The organism is Candidatus Latescibacter sp. IFSED24 (assembly GCF_058273205.1).
The window spans coordinates 2,425,818-2,442,750 of record NZ_CM177850.1; the positions used below are offsets into that span (position 1 = coordinate 2,425,818).

Consider the following 16,933-nt stretch of genomic DNA (forward strand, 5'->3'; position numbering starts at 1 on the left):
ACATAACCACGTGGCGCCAGGATGGCCGGTCGCTACCATATGGGCATGGACAGCGGCAAGACGGGCGCCCTCGTTCGGCCGCCCGGCCCCTCGATGAAGGAGACCATCATGATCCGTGCCTACGCGGCCCACGAAGCCAAGGGCCAGCTCGAGCGATTCGAGTTCGATCCCGGACCGCTGGCGGCCGACGCCGTGGAGATCGACGTCACCGCCTGCGGCCTCTGCCACTCCGACCTCTCCATGCTCAACAACGACTGGGGCATCACCACCTATCCCTTCGTGCCCGGCCACGAGGTCATCGGGAAGGTGGCCGCCGTCGGCGACCAGGTCACCACGGTCACGCCGGGCCAAACGGTGGGCCTGGGCTGGTATGCCGGCAGCTGCATGACCTGCCCCCAGTGCATGAGCGGCAACCACAACCTCTGCGCCAGCAACGAGTCGACCATCATCGGCCGTCACGGCGGATTCGCCGACAAGGTGCGCTGCAAGGCCGCCTGGGCGATCCCGCTGCCCGACGGCGTCGACGCCGCCAAGGCCGGCCCGCTCTTCTGCGGCGGCATCACCGTCTTCAATCCCATCGTCCAGTTCGACGTGAAGCCCACCGACCGCGTGGGTGTGATCGGCATCGGCGGCCTCGGCCACTTCGCGCTGCAGTTCCTCAACAAGTGGGGCTGCGACGTGACCGCCTTCACCTCGACCGCGGCCAAGGCCGACGAGGCCCGGTCCATGGGCGCCCATCACGTGGTGGACTCGCGCGACGGCGCCGCGCTCGACGCCATCGCCGGCAGCCTCGATTTCATCATCTCCACGGTGAACGTGGATCTGGCCTGGGAGAAGTACCTGAACGCGCTGGGCCCCGGCGGCCGGCTGCACACCGTGGGCGTGGTGCCGACTCCCATCCCTGCCCCGGCGTTCGGCCTGATCGGCGGCCAGAAGAGCATCTCCGGCTCGCCCCTGGGCTCGCCGGCCACCACCGCCAAGATGCTCGAGTTCTGCGCCCGCCACGGCATCGAGGCCATCACCGAGACCTTCCCGTTGAGCGAGGTCAACGCGGCCATCGCGCACCTGCACGACGGCAAGGCGCGCTACCGGATCGTGCTGGAGAACGATTTCGCCTAGCACCGCGCCTGCGGACAAGAGCGCCCGGCGATCCAGGGGGACCGCCGGGCGCTCGCCACGGAGAGCCGTGCTCGGATCCGGTCGCTAGTAGACGTACCCGATCCCGAACGGATTCAACCCCACCGTCACCTCGCCGACGTACATCGGCTGGCGGTACTTCCCCACCAGGTCGTAAACGGTGACCTTGTCGGCCGTGCCGCCAGAGTGGGTCACGAAGAGCTTCTTGCCGCTGGGTGTGGCCACCAGGTTGTGGGGCACCGGATAGGGCGTGTCCACGGGGCTGCCGGCAATGTCGTTCTTGCGCGTGCCGATGGTGTAGAGCGCCCCGGCGCCGCCACCGGGCAGGTTGGTGGTGTAGAAGTACTTGCCGTTGCCGGCCATGGCCGCGCCGTGGGCTCCGGGCACCGGGATGTCGGCGAGCTGGGCCAGGCTCTCGGGAGCGAAGACCAGGACCTGGTCGGAGTTCTGGCAGGGCACGTAGAGGTTCGTGTTCACGCCGATGCTCAGGTGCGGATCCTTGCCCACTGCGGCCCGGTTCATCTCGGCGAAGCCTGCGGTCTCGAACTGCACCAGGTAGTCGTTGGGACCGTCGATTCCCAGAACCGTCAGGTAGGCGTAACGGCCGAGGTGGTCGAGGATGACGTCGTGGGGCTTGCCGCCCATGGCCACCAGGTCGGCGGGAGTGGACACCGTGGCGATCACCTCGAGCGTGGCCGGATCGATCACCGTGGTGGTGTTGTCGATGTCGTTGTTCACCCACAGCTGCTGACCACGGCCATCGGCCCACATGTGGAAGACCCCGGCACCGGCGGGCACCGTGCCCTCCACGTCGAAGGTATGCGCGTCGAAGACGGCCACGCGGTCGTTGGCGCGGTCACCCACGAACAGGCGTCGATGCGCGGAGACGTGGACCACGTACATGGGCTCGGGCGTGACGTCGCCTTCGAACTGGGGCAAGGCGTAGGTACCGGTGAGCTGGGCGGTCTTGGCATCGATCACCGAGATGGTGCCCGAGCCCCGGTTGGCCACCACCACGGAGCCGCGGTTGTTCATGCCGTTGTCGAACGAGCGCAGGCCGGCGGCCTTGTCGGCATCGGCTACGGGCGAGGTTGGGTCGCTGGAGCACGCGGCCAGCGTGAGGGCGAGGCTGGCGATGAGGGCCAGCAGGACGATCAGCTTCTTCATTTCGGACCTCCGGATCTGATGGTCGGTTGGCTATGGGGATCCCGCCGCGCGACGGGCTCACATCGGGTTCATGCTTCGAGTACGAAGCTCAGGCCTTCATCGTGACAGTTATTGTCCGCTTTTCTGGCGAACACCCGGGAGGTCGTGGCCGAATCACTGAACGTCATTATCCTTTTGCGGTCATCGGAGGGTAGGGACAGCTCCGGTCTGTCGTCCCGCCTGCTGGAACCAAGATGAAGGGATTGATCATGAAGCGATATCTCATCGGCCTGTTCGCCCTGGCCGTCCTCGTGTTCGGGGCCGTCACCCCCGGCACCGCCGCCGACGCGCCCATCCTCAGCCGCATCGTCGACAGCGGCCAGCTCCGCGTGGGCATGTCGGGCAATCAGCCTCCGTTCAACATGACCGCCCGTTCGGGCGAGATCATCGGCTACGACGTGGACATGGCCAAGCTGCTGGCTGACGCCATGGGAGTCGAACTGGTCATCGTCCAGAAGCCCTTCGGCGACCTGCTGCCCGCGCTGGAGAAGGGCGACCTGGACGCGGTCATTTCCGGGGTCACCATGACGCCCCAGCGCAACCTGAAGGCCGCCTTCGTCGGGCCGTACATGGTGTCCGGCAAGTCGGTGCTCACCAAGTCGGCCACCATCGCCGCCATCGACGAGGCCGAGGACCTCGCCCAGGCCGACATCACCCTGGTGGCGCTGAAGGGCTCCACCAGCGAGCAGTTCGTCAAACGGGTGGCGCCCGGGGTCAACCTGAAGACCACCAAGGATTACGACGAGGCGGTGGCCATGGTGCTAGAGGACAAGGCCGACGCCATGGTGGCCGATTTCCCCGTCTGCGCCCTGACCCTGCTGCGGAACCCGGACGCCGGCCTCGCCATCACCACCGACCCGCTGACCATCGAGCCCATGGGCATCGCCTTGCCCCCGGGCGATTCACTGCTCCTGAACATGGTGGAGAACTATTTCGGTGCGCTGGAGGCGGTGGGTCTGCTGGACCTGCTCGACCTGAAGTGGTTCGAAGACGGGAGCTGGCTCGCCGAAATGCCCTGACGCCGGGCCGGACATCGCGAATAATTGTCGTACGATCCCTTGCGTTCTGGCGGTAAAGCCTTATGGTTAGCCTGGGTTGGCGACAGCGCCAACCTTGTTTCTGAGGGATGTGGCGAGTATTCAGATTCTTGGTCCTGCGTCGCGTCCCGCACGTTCGAAGGAAGTACGTTTTGAAGAAGATCTACGTGGGTAACCTCAGCTGGAGCACGTCTGACGACGATCTGGCCGCCATCTTCACCGAGCACGGCGCCGTCGCCAGCGCTCGGGTCGTTCTCGATCGCGACACCGGCCGCAGCCGCGGCTTCGGTTTTGTCGAGATGGAAGACGACAACGCCGCCATGCAGGCGATCAACTCGATCAACGGCCAGGAGATCGATGGTCGCACGCTGACCGTCAACGAGGCGCGCCCTCGTGAGCCGCGTTCCGGCGGTTCCCGCTGGTAGTCGGGATCCCGCGGACCTTCGCGGTCCGCTGATCGCCGCACCGCACGGCCCCGCTCTCCTCCGGGAGGGCGGGGCTTCTGCATGTCCCCCGGCAACCCGGCGGGCCGCCAGCCGTATCTCCAGGACCCCACTGTCCCCAGGAGATCCCATGCGACACCATCCGATCGCCCTGGTCTTGTTCGTCCTGGTACTTGCAGCCCAGGCTCCGGCCGACCCGGCCCCCGACGACGACCGTCGCGAGATCGCGCAGATCGTCCACGACACCATCGGCTGGGCCCTGACCAAGGACCGCGCCCGCCTCGAGAGCATCATCGCCCACGATGAGGATTACTTCTCCTACCATCCCGAAGGCCTCGACGGCGTCCACGGCTACCAGCAGTTCCTACGGGGTTTCGATATCTGGCTGGACGACCGCTTCGTGGCCACCGAGTTCGACGTCCGCGACCTCCGCATCCATCTCGCCGGTTCGGGCGACGTGGCCTGGTTCTCGGCCATCCTCGACGATTGCTACGAGTGGGACGGCCGGGCGGGCTGCTGGAAGGATACCCGCTGGACCGGGGTGCTCGAGCGCCGCGACGGTCGCTGGGTGGTGATGCAGAACCACTTCTCGTTCGCCGCCGACCGGGTGGCCCAGGAGGCGCGAGAACGAGCGCAGGCCGGCGAATAGTCTGTGCTATAATCGGCCTGACACGAGGACCGCCACTCCGCTCCCCATTCGCCCAGGGGGTTGGCATGCGTATCGTTATCCTTCTCGCCCTGTTGCTCCTCGGCGGCGTGCTGCTGGCGCCAGGAGCGGCCGCCGCCTGGATCGGCCATTACTTCCCGGCGGTCATGAACGACACCTGGACCTACGACAACCTCAACGACCCCGATCCTCCCTACCAGGAATCCGTCTTCGAGTTCTTCCAGTACGAGGGCCAGCCGGCGGTTCGCCTTGGCACGCCCGCCGACCATACCATCCTCTTCAACGCCGGGCGGATCCTCACGGTCTACGCCGAGATCGAGGATGGCATCCTCTTCCCCTATTTCCAGCCCATCGAGATCGGCGAGTTCACCGATGGCACCACCTTCGAGGTCTGTCCCACCGCCGTCTGCGACACCATGCTGATCCGGGAGTGGGATCAGATCGATCCGGCGCTGCAAGACCTTTTCCAGATCGACCCGGCCTGGGACGATCTGATTCTCCTCGTCTCCTTCGACCCGGATTACGCCCCCAATCTCAACAACCTGGTCGCCATGTCCAACCTTCCCCCCGGAGCGACCGTACCAGACGGCGCCGTCACCCACCTGGAGTGGTACCAGCGCGAGGTCGGGATGGTACAGTCGCTGGACATCGATGCGGACTCGGGCGGCTGGGAGGACCTGGAAGTGCTGGTGGACTTCGTGATCGCCGTCGACGACGATCCGCGCCCGCCGTCGGCGATCCGACTCCTGCGGAACCAACCGAATCCCTTCAATCCCACCACCACGATCCACTACGTGTTGCTCTCGCCCGCGGACGTGACGCTGCGGGTATTCAACCCGCGTGGTCGGCTGATGCGCACCCTCGTCGCCGTCGAGCCGCAGCACGCCGGGCCGCACAACGTGACGTGGGATGGCCGCGACGACCGTGGTCACGCCTTGCCATCGGGCGTCTACCACTGCTGGCTGCAGGCCGGCGCAGAGAACCGTGGACAGACCATGGTCCTGGTACGTTAGGGAGACAACCTCCAGCGAGGAGGTCGCCATGTTCCACTTGCCCTTGATGCTGAGCATCGCCCTGCTGGCGGCAACCGAACCATCGAGCCTCATCCTCGCAGAGCGCAGCATCCCGCTCTATCCCGCCACCGCCGATGCTCCTCTGGATCTGCCCTCGCCGCTGGTGACCTCCGCTGGCGAGACCTATCTGACGGTCGTCACCCGTGCTGGTCGCCACGCCGTGCTCCCGGTCACCGTGGAGAATGGAGCGCCGAACGATTATCCCAACCAGGCCTGGGGCAAGGGACGACAGCTCGCGGTCGATGCCGCCGACTTCCCCACCCTGGCGGCCACCGGGTTGCACGACGAGCAGGTACTGGCCGCCACCACCGTCATCACCGGCCGCCCGGTCGCCGACATCGCAGCCGCTGCACGACCCGGAGCGGCCTCGCGCTCGGGGTTCCTGGCCGACGACGAGGACCTGCTCGCGGTGATCCGCGACGACAACCGCCTGGTGGCTCGCCTGGGCCTGACCCACCCGGACCTGGCCCGACCGCTGTTCCACACCCTCAACCTCCTCCTGCGTGACCTCGCGTTGTACCAGCAGGGTCTCACCCCGATCTACAACATCACGAGCTTCCACTACAACGGATCGCTGATCCACCTCGAGGCCAGCGCCGGCAAGGGCTGGCAGGAATCCATCTTCGCCGACGAGGTGCGCGGATACTGGTCGATCAGGCTCTGGCGTTCCGCCACGGCCAGAGAGCAGCAATACCTGGCGGAGACATACGGTCATCTCGACGAGGTGGAACGTCTGGCACTGCAGGAGCGGCTGCTGTCGATCCACACTGGCGAGATGGTGGCCTTCTACATCATGCGGTACGGATTCTACGAAGGTCACACCCACTACCGTGCTGATCCGGCGGCCATCGCGTGTGTGTTCGGACTGGTGGACCTGGTCGAACTGGGACCGCGGCTCGGCGACGATTGACCCTGGTCCTGATCAGACCGGGATTCGATCAGGGGCTTCCGATCCTGCGTTGATCGGCGAGGAAAATGGCGGGGCAGGTCGTTGACCTGCCCCGCGAATCATCCAGCCAGTGTCCCGCCATCGGTTCAGTGACCCATGTCGACGCCTCCCGCTACCAGGCCCGCACCCGGGCCCGGCCCCGGATCGCCCCGAAGCCGACCATCTTCTGGTTGTGCTCGTCCCAGAGGTTCAAGGCCAGGGATCTGAGGCTGCGCCGCAGCGTCAGCGGCGGCACGGTCTGCAGCACCGGGATCGAGTCCTGGCAGGCCTGCAGGTGGTAGTTCGGGATGCGTGGCCGCAGGTGGTGGATGTGGTGCAGGCCGATGTTGCCGGTGATCCACTGCAGCACCGCCGGCAGCTTGTAGTACGAACTGCCCTGCAGGGCCGCCGCCACGGGATCGCGCCGCTCTCCCTGCACCCAGTAGGTGTCCTCGTACTGATGCTGGACGTAGAAAAGCCAGACGCCCATGGTCCAGGCGATGAGGATCACCGGGACCTGCACCAGCAGGTAGGTCTGCCAGCCCACGGTCAGCGATGCCGCGACGAGGAAGCCGACGAGGGCCAGGTCGGTGATCAGGACGCTCGCGGCCGCGCGCCAGCCGGCGCCCCGGTGCGGAATCCGGTAGGCCACCATGGACAACCAGAACGGAACCACCAGCAGCAGGAAGAAGGGGTTGCGCACAAGGCGGTAGCCCAGACGGGTCCAGCGCGGCGCCGCCAGGTACTCGTCCACCGTCATGGTCCACACGTCACCGGTGCCGCGCCGGTCGAGGTCGCCGGCGGTGGCGTGGTGGACGTTGTGGCTGCGCTTCCAGTCCTCGAACGGAGTGAAGGTGAGGATCCCGGTGATGTAGCCCACGATGCGGTTGGCGCGCCGCGAGGGGAAGTAGGAATCATGACAGCAGTCGTGGAAGAAGATGAAGATGCGGATCGCCAGTCCCGCCGCCGGCAAGGCCAGGGCGAGGGTCACCAGGTAGGGCCAGCCGAGCACCCTGCTGGCGAACATCATCGCCAGCAGGGCCAGGTAGGGAACGATGGTGTTGATCAGCTGCCAGACCGCCTTGCGCGTGTCCGCGCGGCTGAAGGGAGCGATGGCTCGGCTCCAATCGGAACGGTTACCCGACCGTCCGGTCTCGTGCTCAACGTTGGTCATGGCTTCTCTCCCTTCCCCACTAGCGGGAGCGCCGCTGGCCGAACGAGTAGCTTCGTTCGCTGGTCTGCTGGCGCCTGGTTTGCCGGCCACGCTGATCGTCACGTGGCGCGGGGCGTTTCTGACCTGTCTGCACCGGACGCTCAGGCTCGAAGCCAGCCACCTGCTGGCGCTGGATCGGGGCGCCGATCATGCGTTCGGTGGCCCGTAGCCAGCCATGGTCGCTGCCGGTGACGAAGGTGCAGGCCACACCCGCACACTCGGCGCGGCCAGTGCGGCCGATCCGGTGGGTATAGGCCTCGGGAGTGTTCGGCACGTCGAAGTTGATGACGTGGGACACGCCGCTCACGTCGATGCCCCGCGCGGCGATGTCCGTGGCCACCAGGATGTCGTATTGATGCGAGCGGAAGCCGTTCATCGCCCGGTCGCGCTGGGCCTGCGACAGGTTGCCCTGCAGTCCCACCGCCCGGTGTCCCGCCTTGCAGAGCTGCTCGGCCAGACGTTTGGCGCGGTGCTTGGTGCGGGTGAAGACGATGGCAGTGTGGCAATCGTCTCGCGTGAGCATGTGCTCGAGAAGGTCGCGCTTGCGCCCCTCGCCGACCATGATCATGGCGTGATCGATGGTGGCGGCCGGCGCCTTGTCGGCCAGTTCGACCACGTGCGGATCGTGCAGCAGTCCGTCGGCCAGCCGCCGGACTTCACGAGGCATGGTTGCCGAGAAGAGCAGGTTCTGCCGGCGCTCGGGCAACGCCGCGAGGATCTTGCGGATGTCGGGCAGAAAGCCCATGTCGAACATGTGATCGGCCTCGTCGAGCACGAGCGTGTCGACGTCGCCGAGGCGGAGCGCCTTCTGCTGGAGCAGGTCGAGCACCCGACCGGGACAGCCGACCACGATCTCCGGTCCGTGCCGCAGCGCGTTGATCTGCCGGGACATGGACACACCACCGAAGATGGTGACCATCTTCAGCCGCGTGAACCGGGCCAGGAGTTCGATCTCCGCGGCGATCTGGGTGGCCAGCTCGCGGGTGGGCGCCAGCACTAGGGCCCGCGGCCCCCGCCGGCGTTCGTCGAGGAGCCGCTGCAGCAGCGGTAACGCGAAGGCCGCGGTCTTGCCGGTGCCGGTCTGGGCCAGGCCCAGCACATCGCGGCCGTCGAGGCCGGCGGGAATGGTGGCGGTCTGGATGGGCCGGGGGGAAGCGAAGCCTGCAGCCTCGATCCCGCGCATGAGGATCCTGTGGAGCCCGAACCGGTCGAAGCCGGAGGGCGTCATGGTTTTCAATTCTGACATATGAAGTTGATTCTCCACCGTACGCGCGCAGGCTGGGCCTGTACGGCACGGCCGTACTTTCTGACCCATACAACAGTGAAGGGCAAGAGGGGGTTCAGGCGGCGTGGCCTCGGGTTGGAGGTTGAGGCCCTGTTGTTCGCCGCGGTCGGGTAGGTTTCCGACCATCGTTGGCGACATGGTAGTACCGGATCTGGATTAATGCCATCTTTATATTGTGGGGGGCGGACTCGCGGATGCCACGGGCTAGAAATTCCTGATCCCGACCAGATCGCTCTCCAGGCGCTCGGTGCGGTCGAACAGCACCCGACGGTTGACGGGGTGCACATCCACCCGGAACCCCCGCCGGCTCTCCAGGTCCGCCAACCTCTCGAACCGCTGCGTCGCCATCTGGAATCGGTCCAGCCGGTAAGACTGGCTCTCGGTCCGTTCGCTGGAGAGCACATAGACCCCGTCCGGACCCAGGCCCCAGTCCACCACCTGGCGCCCCGGCAGGGCGCAGACCTGCTCCTCGATTCCACCGTCCAGGGCCAGGCGCCAGATCCCCGTGGTATCCCGCGGGCCCCTGGAGAACAGGATCTGCGTTCCATCGCGCCATTCCCGCGCCAGGTACCCCCCGCCGGTGGTCACGGGTTCCAGGGCCCCACTGGTCACCGAGCGGCGGCAGACCTGACTCATTCCCCGGTCCTGGCAAGCGAAATACACCCATTGGCCATCCTGCGACCATGTCGGCATGGACTCGTGCCTTCCTGGTGGTGATATGACCACAAAATTATTGATGTCCAAATCCAGCAAGCAGATCCGCCGGTGACCATCGATGACCGCCGAAAATGCCAGTCGGCGATCATCCGGCGACCAGGCAGGATGGTCGGGATAACCGCCGCCCAGGTCGGTGAGCTGGCGGGCTGCCGAACCATCGGCGGCGGACACCCAGATCTGTCCCTCGCCCGAACGGTCGGAGACGAAAGCGATCCGCAAGCCGTCATGGGACTGGGCCGGTCGCGCATCGAAGCGCGACGATCCGATCAAACGCACCGGTCGGGGATTCTCCCCCGGCGGCAACTCCCAGATGTTCCAGTCGCCCCGGGCCTCGGTGTAGGCCAGCAGCCGGATCGCGCGCGCCGTGGACAGGCAGGTCAGGGTGTTGCCGGCGCTGATGAGCCGGGGTTCACCGCCGCGGATCGGCAGTTCCCAGAGCCCATCGTCGGCGGTGAAGACGATGGCCTTGCCGTCGGGAGTCCAGTCGAGGTCCAGGAGAACGCGGTCTCCCGCCACAAGGGTCCGGACATCGCCCCCGGCGCTGGGGATCAGCGCCACGCTCATCCCCTCGGCGCGCGAGCGGATGCAGGCGATCCAGCGACCATCGGGGCTGTAGCGCGGGCGGAAGTCGAAGTGCCCCGGCTGCTCGGGGGCGGCCAGCACCTCGCGGACGTTCGACGCCAGGGACAGCCGGTGGATGCCCCAACGGGTCCCGGGTTCCGTGGGGGCGGCGAAGACCAGGAACACGCCGTCGGGCGAGAAGTCGGCAGCCAGCGGCACTTCGCCGTGGACCTCGCCGATGAGCGGCCGTTCCTGGCCGCCCGTGGCGGGCACCATGAAGATGCCGGGGTGTTCGCTGCGGACGCGGGAGAACGCCACGTAACGCGAGTCATGCGACCAGGCCGGGTACGCGAAATGCCCTTCGCCGCCGGTGAGCCGCAGGGCATCCGGCTCGCCCACCACCTTGACGAAGATGCCGGTGGATTCGTGCGCGTCGCCTTCCCAGGCGTAGGCCAGGCGATCGCCGGCGGGTGAGAGCGTGGGATATTCCTCGACCCCGGGCAGGCTGGTGAGGGCCAGCGACTCGGTGGGGCCCCAGCCCGGCCGCACCGACCGGACCATCAGCCACCAGGCCGCAGCCAGCACCACGACGAGGGCCAGCGCGACCAGCGCCAGCGATCGACGCGATCGGCGCGGTGCTCCGGTTCGGGCCGGCGCCGGCGAGTGCGGCGCCGGCCGCGGCTCGAGCGGCCCGGGCGCGGTCGCCTCCCGCTCCACCCCGCACACCAGCCGGTACCCCTTCTTGGGAATGGTCTCGATGAAGCGCGGCTGCCGCGGATCGTCGCCCAGGATCTTGCGCAGCTCGGACACTGCCCGGGTCAGCGCCTCGTCCACCACCACCGCCCCGGGCCAGAGCGCATCCATCAGCTCCTGACGGCCGACCACTCCGGGATGCTCCGCCAGGTAGACGAGCACCTGCATGAACTTGTCGGGCACGCGCTGCTCGCCGTCCGGGCCGGTGATCCGGTTCCGCGCGGGGTCCACGTGCCAGTTCCCGGCGAGGAGGAGACCCGTCGGGAGCGGGTCGGAGCTGGTGGTGAGATCGTCGGGGTCGATCATGGTTCCTGACTTACGGCGCCGGAAACAGGTGGTTTCCTGGAGATTAGGAAAACATTAGGCCGATTGGACAACTCTTTTTCGCCCGCTCCATATGATGCCAGGTGACCGCACCTTGGATCCTGACCGAGGAGATGACCATGACCCCGCTCCGCTGGTTCCTCGTCGCCCTGTCGCTCGCCAGCCTGGCCGTTCCCGCCCGGGCCCAGTGGCCTCCAGAGGGTTTCGACCCCGAGCTGGCCGCCACCGAGATCCAGACGCAGCTGGCTGCCGGCGACCCCGACTCGGCGCTGACGGTGGCCGAGCACCTCGCCACCTACGAGCAGATCGCCTACCTCGAGGCGTTGCGCGAGGTGGTCCGCATCCACTGCTTGCGGGAGGACCAGGGCGCCGCCATGGAAGCGCTGGCACAGCTTCTCGACCACGGTTACTGGGACTACCGCGGCCTGCGCCGGGATCCCGACCTCGCGCTGGTCACCGGGGACGACCGTTTCGGCCCCATGGTGCGCAAGGCCTGGTCGGCACAGTACATCCGGATGCTCGAGCGCGACAGCCGCGAGGAGATGCAGAAGCCGGCCGAGATCATGGCCCGACTCGAGCTGCAGCCCGGTCTACGCGTGGCCGATATCGGGGCGGGGTCGGGCTACTTCACCATCCCGCTGGCGCGTGCCGTGATCCCAGGCGGCAAGGTCTGGGCCACCGACATCCGCCAGGAGATGCTCGACTACATCGCGGATCGCCTCGAGACCGAAGTGGTCGACAACGTCGAACTGGTGAAGGTCTCGCCCGATGATCCGGGCCTGCCCGCCGGCCAGGTCGACCTCATCCTCATGGTCGATGTCTTCCACTACATCAAGGATCGCCAGGCCTTCGGCGAGAAGCTGCACCAGGCCCTGGCGCCTGGTGGCCGCCTCGCGGTCATCGACTTCCGCTACGACCCCGACGCCGAGCGCGAGTTCGCACCTCCCCTCGAGCAGCAGGTCGCCCGGGTCGACCTCGATCGCGACCTGGCCGCCGCCGGCTTCACGGTGGCCGCCGCACACGACTTTTTGCCCGAGCAGTACTTCGTGATCTATACCGCGTTCGAAGAACGATAGGAGACGACGACTGATGTGCGAAGCGCCCCGCAAGGCTCTCGCGTTCTTCAGTTCCTCCGGCCCCGACGTGGGCCGCATACCCGGCGCGGGCTTGTACCAGGTGGCTCCGGACAGCGCCTGCGAGGCCGGGATGGACAGGAACGGTCGAACGCGGGATGCCTTGACGGGGCGCGGGTATTGCTGATAATGCAAGTCATTGCCATATAATAATAAAGCTCCTTTTTGTTCGAGTTAATCAGAGACCAAAGCCCCCCCGCGTGATATCCTCATAGCAAGACGGGCGACCGTGGCACCCGACACCCGCCCGCAAAGGACACCTTGACGAACTCGCCCGGGGGGGGAGCACCACCACATGTTGAGGGAATACAGCGCCGTCCCGTTGCCGGACGACTACGAGCAGCTCTATCTGCACTACGACCAGCCCCATCGGGCCCTCTGGTATTATCTGCAACCCGAGGGCCGGCCCTGTTTCAACAGCCAGCTCCTCGCGGAACTGCGTCGTTTCCAGGAGAACCTGGTCCTGGCCAACGCGACCGCGCTGGCCGCGGGCGAGCCGCAACCGGTGCGCTACACCGTGCTGGCCAGCGGCGTGCCCGGCGTGTTCAACCTGGGCGGCGACCTCGCGCTCTTCGCCGAGATGATCCGCTGCAAGAACCGCGAGGTGCTCCTGCAATACGCCACCGCCTGCATCGACGTGCTCTATCCCAATGCCGTCGGCTTCGACCAGCCGGTCACCACCATGACCCTGGTGCAGGGCGACGCGTTGGCCGGCGGGTTCGAGGCCGCCATCTCGAGCCACGTGATCATCGCCGAGCGCAGCTCCCGGTTCGGGCTGCCCGAGGTGCTCTTCAACCTCATTCCCGGCATGGGCGCCTATTCGTTCCTGATCCGGCGGGTCAGCCCCGACATCGCCGAGCAGATGATCCTCAGCGGCGAGACCTTCACCGCCGAGCAGATGCACGAGCTGCGCCTGATCGACATGGTCGTGGATGACGGCCAGGGCGAGGCCGCCGTGAACCATTACCTCGCCCAGCACCACAAGCGCGCCAAGGCCCACGCCGCCCTGAACCGGGTCCGCCAGCACGTCAACCCGATCACCTACCAGGAGCTCATCGACATCACCAAGATCTGGGTGGATGCCGCGCTGCAGCTCTCCGACCGCGACCTGCGGGTGATCAACCGGATCGTCCAGGCCCAGGACCGCTGCTTCCTGAGCGACCAGACGCCCCGGGCCCTGGAGGCCAGCGGCTAGCCCCCCGGCAGCACCAGATTAGGAAAACATTAGACCGAAGGGACAACTTTTCGACCGCTCCCGCCTATGATGCCCGACCGTCCTGATGCGACCCCCATCTCGCCACGGCATCGAGGCTCCAGCATGCGTCCTGCCACCCCCGCCAAGGTCCTCACCCTCTTCGATTCCACTTGCCTCATCGTGGGCATCATCCTCGGCGCCGGCCTGTACCAGGTTGCTCCGGATGTCGCCCGCGGCGCCGGCTCCACCTGGGCCACCCTCGGCCTCTGGGCGCTCGGCGGCGCGCTGTCGTTCTGCGGCGCCCTGGCCTACGCCGAGCTCGCCGCCGCGTTGCCCCGCGAGGGGGGCGACTACGTCTATCTGGGCCGCGCCTACGGACCATGGTCGGGCTTCCTCTTCGGCTGGATCCAGGTGCTGGTGGTCCGCCCCGGCGACATCGCGGTCATGGCCTTCGCCTTCGCCGCCTATGCCCAGGCCGCCGGACTCGGTTCCGGCACCGACGCGCGCCTGCTCGCGGCCGGCGCCGTGGTGGTGCTCACGGCGGCCAACATCCTCGGCGTGCGCGAGGGCAAGTGGACCCAGAACGTGCTGAGTGTCGTGAAGGTCCTGGGCCTGCTGGTGGTGCTCGCAGTGGCGGTGGCGGGCGCCGGCCGTGCCGCAACACCGTTGCTCACGGATTCCGGAACGACCCTGCCCTTGCGCGTCGCCCTGATCCTGGTGCTCTTCGCCTACGGCGGCTGGAACGAGATGGCCTACGTGGCCGCCGAGGTGCGCGATCCGGACCGCAACATCGTGCGCGCCCTCGTGCTGGGCACCGGCGCGATCACCGCACTCTACCTCCTGGCCAACGGCGCCTTCCTGGCGACGCTCGGCCACGCCGGCCTGTCCGCCTCGACCGCCGCGGCCACCGACGCGGTGGCGACCGCCTTGCCGGGAGCGGGTCATCGACTGGTGAGTGCGCTGATCTGCATCTCCGCACTGGGCGCGGTCAACGGCCTGGTGTTCACCGGGGCGCGGATCTCCTACGCCGTCGGCCGCGATCACCGCCTGTTCCGTCCCCTCGGCCGCTGGCACGCGCGCACCGGCACACCCGTGCGGTCGCTGCTCGTCCAGGCGCTGATCGCCCTGGTCCTCATCATGGCACTGGGATCGTTCATGAGCTCGGTGCTCTACACCGCGGCGGCGGTCTATCTCTTCTACCTGGGGTCCAGCGTGGCGGTGATCGTGCTGCGTCGTCGCGAACCCGGCCTCGAGCGGCCGTTCCGCGTCCCGGCTTTCCCCATCCCCGTGCTGGTCTTCGCAGCCACGTGCCTGCTCCTGATCCATGCCGCCGTGACCTACCGGCCGCTCATCGCCGCGGTCAGCGGTGGGCTGGTCCTGCTCGGTTGGCCGGCCTACCTGTGGTCGCGGTCATGCCGATCTTGAGCGCTCCCCGCCGGCAGGGTCAAGTCGGCCCCTGAACAGCCGATAGGACGACGGAACCTGCGTCAACCGCTGTCCCCGGCAAGGAGGCCGCCATGCGCCGCTCCGCCCTGCTCGTCCTCGCCTTCTTCTTCCTGCTGACCTGTGGCCCCGATCTGGCTGCCGCCGACCCGACCCCCCGGCGCGCCCCCGAGATCGACCGGGCCGATCCAGGCACCGGCTTCATCCCGCCCGCGCTCGACCTCGACCATCTCAGCCCCCCGGCCGTGTCCGCTGCCCGCCTGCGCGACCTGCCTGCGCGCTTCGACTGGCGGGAAGACAACATCGTCTCCCCCGCCAAGAACCAGGGCGCTTGCGGCGCATGCTACGCGTTCGCCGCCGCCGGCGACCTCGAGTCGCGGGTCCTGCGCGACCACGCCACGCTGGTGGATCTCTCCGAGAACTTCATCAAGGAATGCCACTACGAGGCCCGCAGCTGCAGCGGTGGCAACGCCCAGATGGTGATGAACCTGCTGACCCGCCGCGGCGCGGTCCGCGAGGACTGCGACCCCTACGTCGCCGGCGACGTGGCCTGCGACCTCTCCTGCGCAGCGGCCTTCTCGGTCCTCGACTGGATCTGGATCTGCGGCGGCGTCGCCCCCGCAACCGCCGACCTGAAGCAAGCGCTCATGGACCACGGTCCGCTGTCGACCACGGTCTACGCCGGCGACGATCAGAACACGGCCTGGTGGACGACCTTCGGCAGCTGGAACGGCGGCCCCGGCCTCTACTACGCCGGCAGCGAGGAGAACAACCACGCCGTGATGCTGGTGGGCTGGGACGACGACCAGCCGCACAGCGGCGGGGGCACCGGCTGCTGGATCGTCAAGAACAGCTGGGGCGAGAACTGGGGCGACGCCTGCGGCCACGGCAGCGACGAGGGTTACTTCTACATCGCCTACGGCTCGGCCGGCATCGGCGAGTGGTCGAGCGCCGTGCAGGAGATCATGCCGACGTACCCCGAGCTGGCGGTGGAGAGCTGGGACGAGGGCGGCTGGACCAACGCCTTCGGCTACGGCGTGGCCTCCGCCTGGGGCCTGGCCCGCTTCGATGCCACCGCGGACGTCAACCTGCATCGAGTGGAGTTCTGGACCACCGACGCCACCACCGACATCGACATCTTCGTCTACGACAGCTTCGCGGGCGGCTCGCTCGGCGGTCTCCTGGCCTCGGTGGAGAACCTGAGCTTCGACCACGCCGGTTACCACTCGGTGCCCGTCACTGCGCCGCTACCCTTGATCACGGGCAACGACTACTACGTCGCGCTCCGGATCCAGAACGTGAGCTACACCTTCCCCCTGGCCGTGGACGCCCAGGGTGCGCGCGGCCCCAACCACACCTGGCTCAGCTACAACGGCTCGGGCTGGACCGACCTCGGCGGCACCCAGGACTGCGAGGCCGGCATCCGCATCCGCACCAGCCCCCACACTACGCTGGCCGTGGAAGACGCCGCGATCGGCGACCTGCCGCCCGCCCACGGCGGACCCGACACGTTCGTGCTCGCCGCGCCCTGGCCCAACCCCTTCAACCCCGGTACCAGCCTGGAATTCTCGCTGGGGCGAAACGCCCGGGTGAACCTGCGCATCTACGACCTCCAGGGTCGCCTGGTCCGCACCCTCCTGGTCGCCGATCTCCCTGCCGGCCGCCACCGCGCGCGCTGGGATGGTCGCAACGACCAGGGGCGCAGCGCTTCGGCCGGAGTCTACTTCTGCCGGCTGGACGACGGGATACGCTGGCGCAGTCAGCGGCTGGTGCTCGTCAAGTAGGGCACCACCGCCACGCCGGAAACAGCCCGGCTGT

The 16,933-nt window shown here is 67.5% G+C and carries 14 protein-coding genes; 10 read left to right on the forward strand and 4 right to left on the reverse strand.

The features are described 5' to 3' along the window. Positions 1–108: 108 nt before the first annotated feature. Positions 109–1,119 (forward strand): NADPH-dependent aldehyde reductase Ahr, encoded by a 1,011-nt coding sequence (gene ahr / locus IFSED24_RS09700; protein ID WP_491335018.1) that lies wholly within the window; start codon positions 109–111, stop codon positions 1,117–1,119. An 84-nt stretch (positions 1,120–1,203) separates the two neighbouring features. On the opposite strand, the gene IFSED24_RS09705 is transcribed toward ahr, so the two are convergent. Next, positions 1,204–2,304 carry a beta-propeller fold lactonase family protein gene (locus tag IFSED24_RS09705; protein WP_491335019.1) on the reverse strand — a complete coding sequence of 367 codons (1,101 nt, stop codon included), beginning with the start codon at positions 2,302–2,304 and terminating at the stop codon, positions 1,204–1,206. A 248-nt stretch (positions 2,305–2,552) separates the two neighbouring features. On the opposite strand from IFSED24_RS09705, the gene IFSED24_RS09710 reads away from it, so the two are divergent. The 5 genes from IFSED24_RS09710 to IFSED24_RS09730 all read left to right on the forward strand — a co-directional run bounded on the left by IFSED24_RS09710 (position 2,553) and on the right by IFSED24_RS09730 (position 6,473). Then, on the forward strand, positions 2,553–3,362 hold the full coding sequence (locus tag IFSED24_RS09710; protein WP_491331260.1) for a transporter substrate-binding domain-containing protein: 810 nt from the start codon (positions 2,553–2,555) through the stop codon (positions 3,360–3,362). 170 nt (positions 3,363–3,532) lie between these two features. Continuing rightward, entirely contained in the window at positions 3,533–3,805 is a 273-nt protein-coding gene (gene rbp / locus IFSED24_RS09715; protein ID WP_491331261.1) for an RNA-binding regulator, read from the forward strand. A 148-nt stretch (positions 3,806–3,953) separates the two neighbouring features. Then, positions 3,954–4,472: a nuclear transport factor 2 family protein gene (locus IFSED24_RS09720; RefSeq protein ID WP_491331262.1), complete on the forward strand. Its 519-nt coding sequence runs from the start codon at positions 3,954–3,956 to the stop codon at positions 4,470–4,472. 65 nt (positions 4,473–4,537) lie between these two features. Then, positions 4,538–5,503: a FlgD immunoglobulin-like domain containing protein gene (locus IFSED24_RS09725; protein ID WP_491331263.1), complete on the forward strand. Its 966-nt coding sequence runs from the start codon at positions 4,538–4,540 to the stop codon at positions 5,501–5,503. Between the two features lie 28 nt (positions 5,504–5,531). Beyond that, positions 5,532–6,473, forward strand: coding sequence for a hypothetical protein (locus IFSED24_RS09730; RefSeq protein ID WP_491331264.1), 942 nt, complete (start codon positions 5,532–5,534; stop codon positions 6,471–6,473). Positions 6,474–6,624: 151 nt separating this feature from the next. On the opposite strand, the gene IFSED24_RS09735 is transcribed toward IFSED24_RS09730, so the two are convergent. The 3 genes from IFSED24_RS09735 to IFSED24_RS09745 form a co-directional block, all read right to left on the reverse strand. Continuing rightward, positions 6,625–7,665, reverse strand: coding sequence for a fatty acid desaturase (locus IFSED24_RS09735; RefSeq protein ID WP_491331265.1), 1,041 nt, complete (start codon positions 7,663–7,665; stop codon positions 6,625–6,627). Between the two features lie 19 nt (positions 7,666–7,684). Further along, entirely contained in the window at positions 7,685–8,932 is a 1,248-nt protein-coding gene (locus IFSED24_RS09740) for a DEAD/DEAH box helicase (RefSeq protein WP_491331266.1), read from the reverse strand. 261 nt (positions 8,933–9,193) lie between these two features. Next, a complete protein-coding gene (locus IFSED24_RS09745; RefSeq protein ID WP_491331267.1) occupies positions 9,194–11,326 on the reverse strand; it encodes a winged helix-turn-helix domain-containing protein in 2,133 nt (710 codons plus the stop codon). Positions 11,327–11,463: 137 nt separating this feature from the next. Between IFSED24_RS09745 and IFSED24_RS09750 the strand changes: the two genes are divergently transcribed. The 4 genes from IFSED24_RS09750 to IFSED24_RS09765 all read left to right on the forward strand — a co-directional run bounded on the left by IFSED24_RS09750 (position 11,464) and on the right by IFSED24_RS09765 (position 16,899). After that, positions 11,464–12,420, forward strand: a complete 957-nt coding sequence (locus tag IFSED24_RS09750; RefSeq protein ID WP_491331268.1) for a class I SAM-dependent methyltransferase — start codon at positions 11,464–11,466, stop codon at positions 12,418–12,420. A gap of 352 nt (positions 12,421–12,772) precedes the next feature. Beyond that, positions 12,773–13,672, forward strand: a complete 900-nt coding sequence (locus tag IFSED24_RS09755) for a crotonase/enoyl-CoA hydratase family protein (RefSeq protein WP_491331269.1) — start codon at positions 12,773–12,775, stop codon at positions 13,670–13,672. A gap of 123 nt (positions 13,673–13,795) precedes the next feature. Further along, positions 13,796–15,097 (forward strand): APC family permease, encoded by a 1,302-nt coding sequence (locus tag IFSED24_RS09760; RefSeq protein WP_491331270.1) that lies wholly within the window; start codon positions 13,796–13,798, stop codon positions 15,095–15,097. A 92-nt stretch (positions 15,098–15,189) separates the two neighbouring features. Next, on the forward strand, positions 15,190–16,899 hold the full coding sequence (locus IFSED24_RS09765) for a C1 family peptidase (protein ID WP_491331271.1): 1,710 nt from the start codon (positions 15,190–15,192) through the stop codon (positions 16,897–16,899). The last annotated feature ends 34 nt before the right edge of the window (positions 16,900–16,933 follow it).

Bases quoted from the DNA above. Each gene is read 5' to 3' on its own strand.
- IFSED24_RS09765 (WP_491331271.1), top strand. From the start codon at position 15,190: ATGCGCCGCTCCGCCCTGCTCGTCCTCGCCTTCTTCTTCCTGCTGACC.
- IFSED24_RS09705 (WP_491335019.1), bottom strand. From the start codon at position 2,304: ATGAAGAAGCTGATCGTCCTGCTGGCCCTCATCGCCAGCCTCGCCCTC.
- IFSED24_RS09750 (WP_491331268.1), top strand. From the start codon at position 11,464: ATGACCCCGCTCCGCTGGTTCCTCGTCGCCCTGTCGCTCGCCAGCCTG.
- IFSED24_RS09760 (WP_491331270.1), top strand. From the start codon at position 13,796: ATGCGTCCTGCCACCCCCGCCAAGGTCCTCACCCTCTTCGATTCCACT.
- IFSED24_RS09740 (WP_491331266.1), bottom strand. From the start codon at position 8,932: ATGACGCCCTCCGGCTTCGACCGGTTCGGGCTCCACAGGATCCTCATG.
- IFSED24_RS09735 (WP_491331265.1), bottom strand. From the start codon at position 7,665: ATGACCAACGTTGAGCACGAGACCGGACGGTCGGGTAACCGTTCCGAT.
- IFSED24_RS09745 (WP_491331267.1), bottom strand. From the start codon at position 11,326: ATGATCGACCCCGACGATCTCACCACCAGCTCCGACCCGCTCCCGACG.
- IFSED24_RS09755 (WP_491331269.1), top strand. From the start codon at position 12,773: ATGTTGAGGGAATACAGCGCCGTCCCGTTGCCGGACGACTACGAGCAG.
- IFSED24_RS09710 (WP_491331260.1), top strand. From the start codon at position 2,553: ATGAAGCGATATCTCATCGGCCTGTTCGCCCTGGCCGTCCTCGTGTTC.
- IFSED24_RS09720 (WP_491331262.1), top strand. From the start codon at position 3,954: ATGCGACACCATCCGATCGCCCTGGTCTTGTTCGTCCTGGTACTTGCA.
- IFSED24_RS09730 (WP_491331264.1), top strand. From the start codon at position 5,532: ATGTTCCACTTGCCCTTGATGCTGAGCATCGCCCTGCTGGCGGCAACC.
- ahr (WP_491335018.1), top strand. From the start codon at position 109: ATGATCCGTGCCTACGCGGCCCACGAAGCCAAGGGCCAGCTCGAGCGA.
- IFSED24_RS09725 (WP_491331263.1), top strand. From the start codon at position 4,538: ATGCGTATCGTTATCCTTCTCGCCCTGTTGCTCCTCGGCGGCGTGCTG.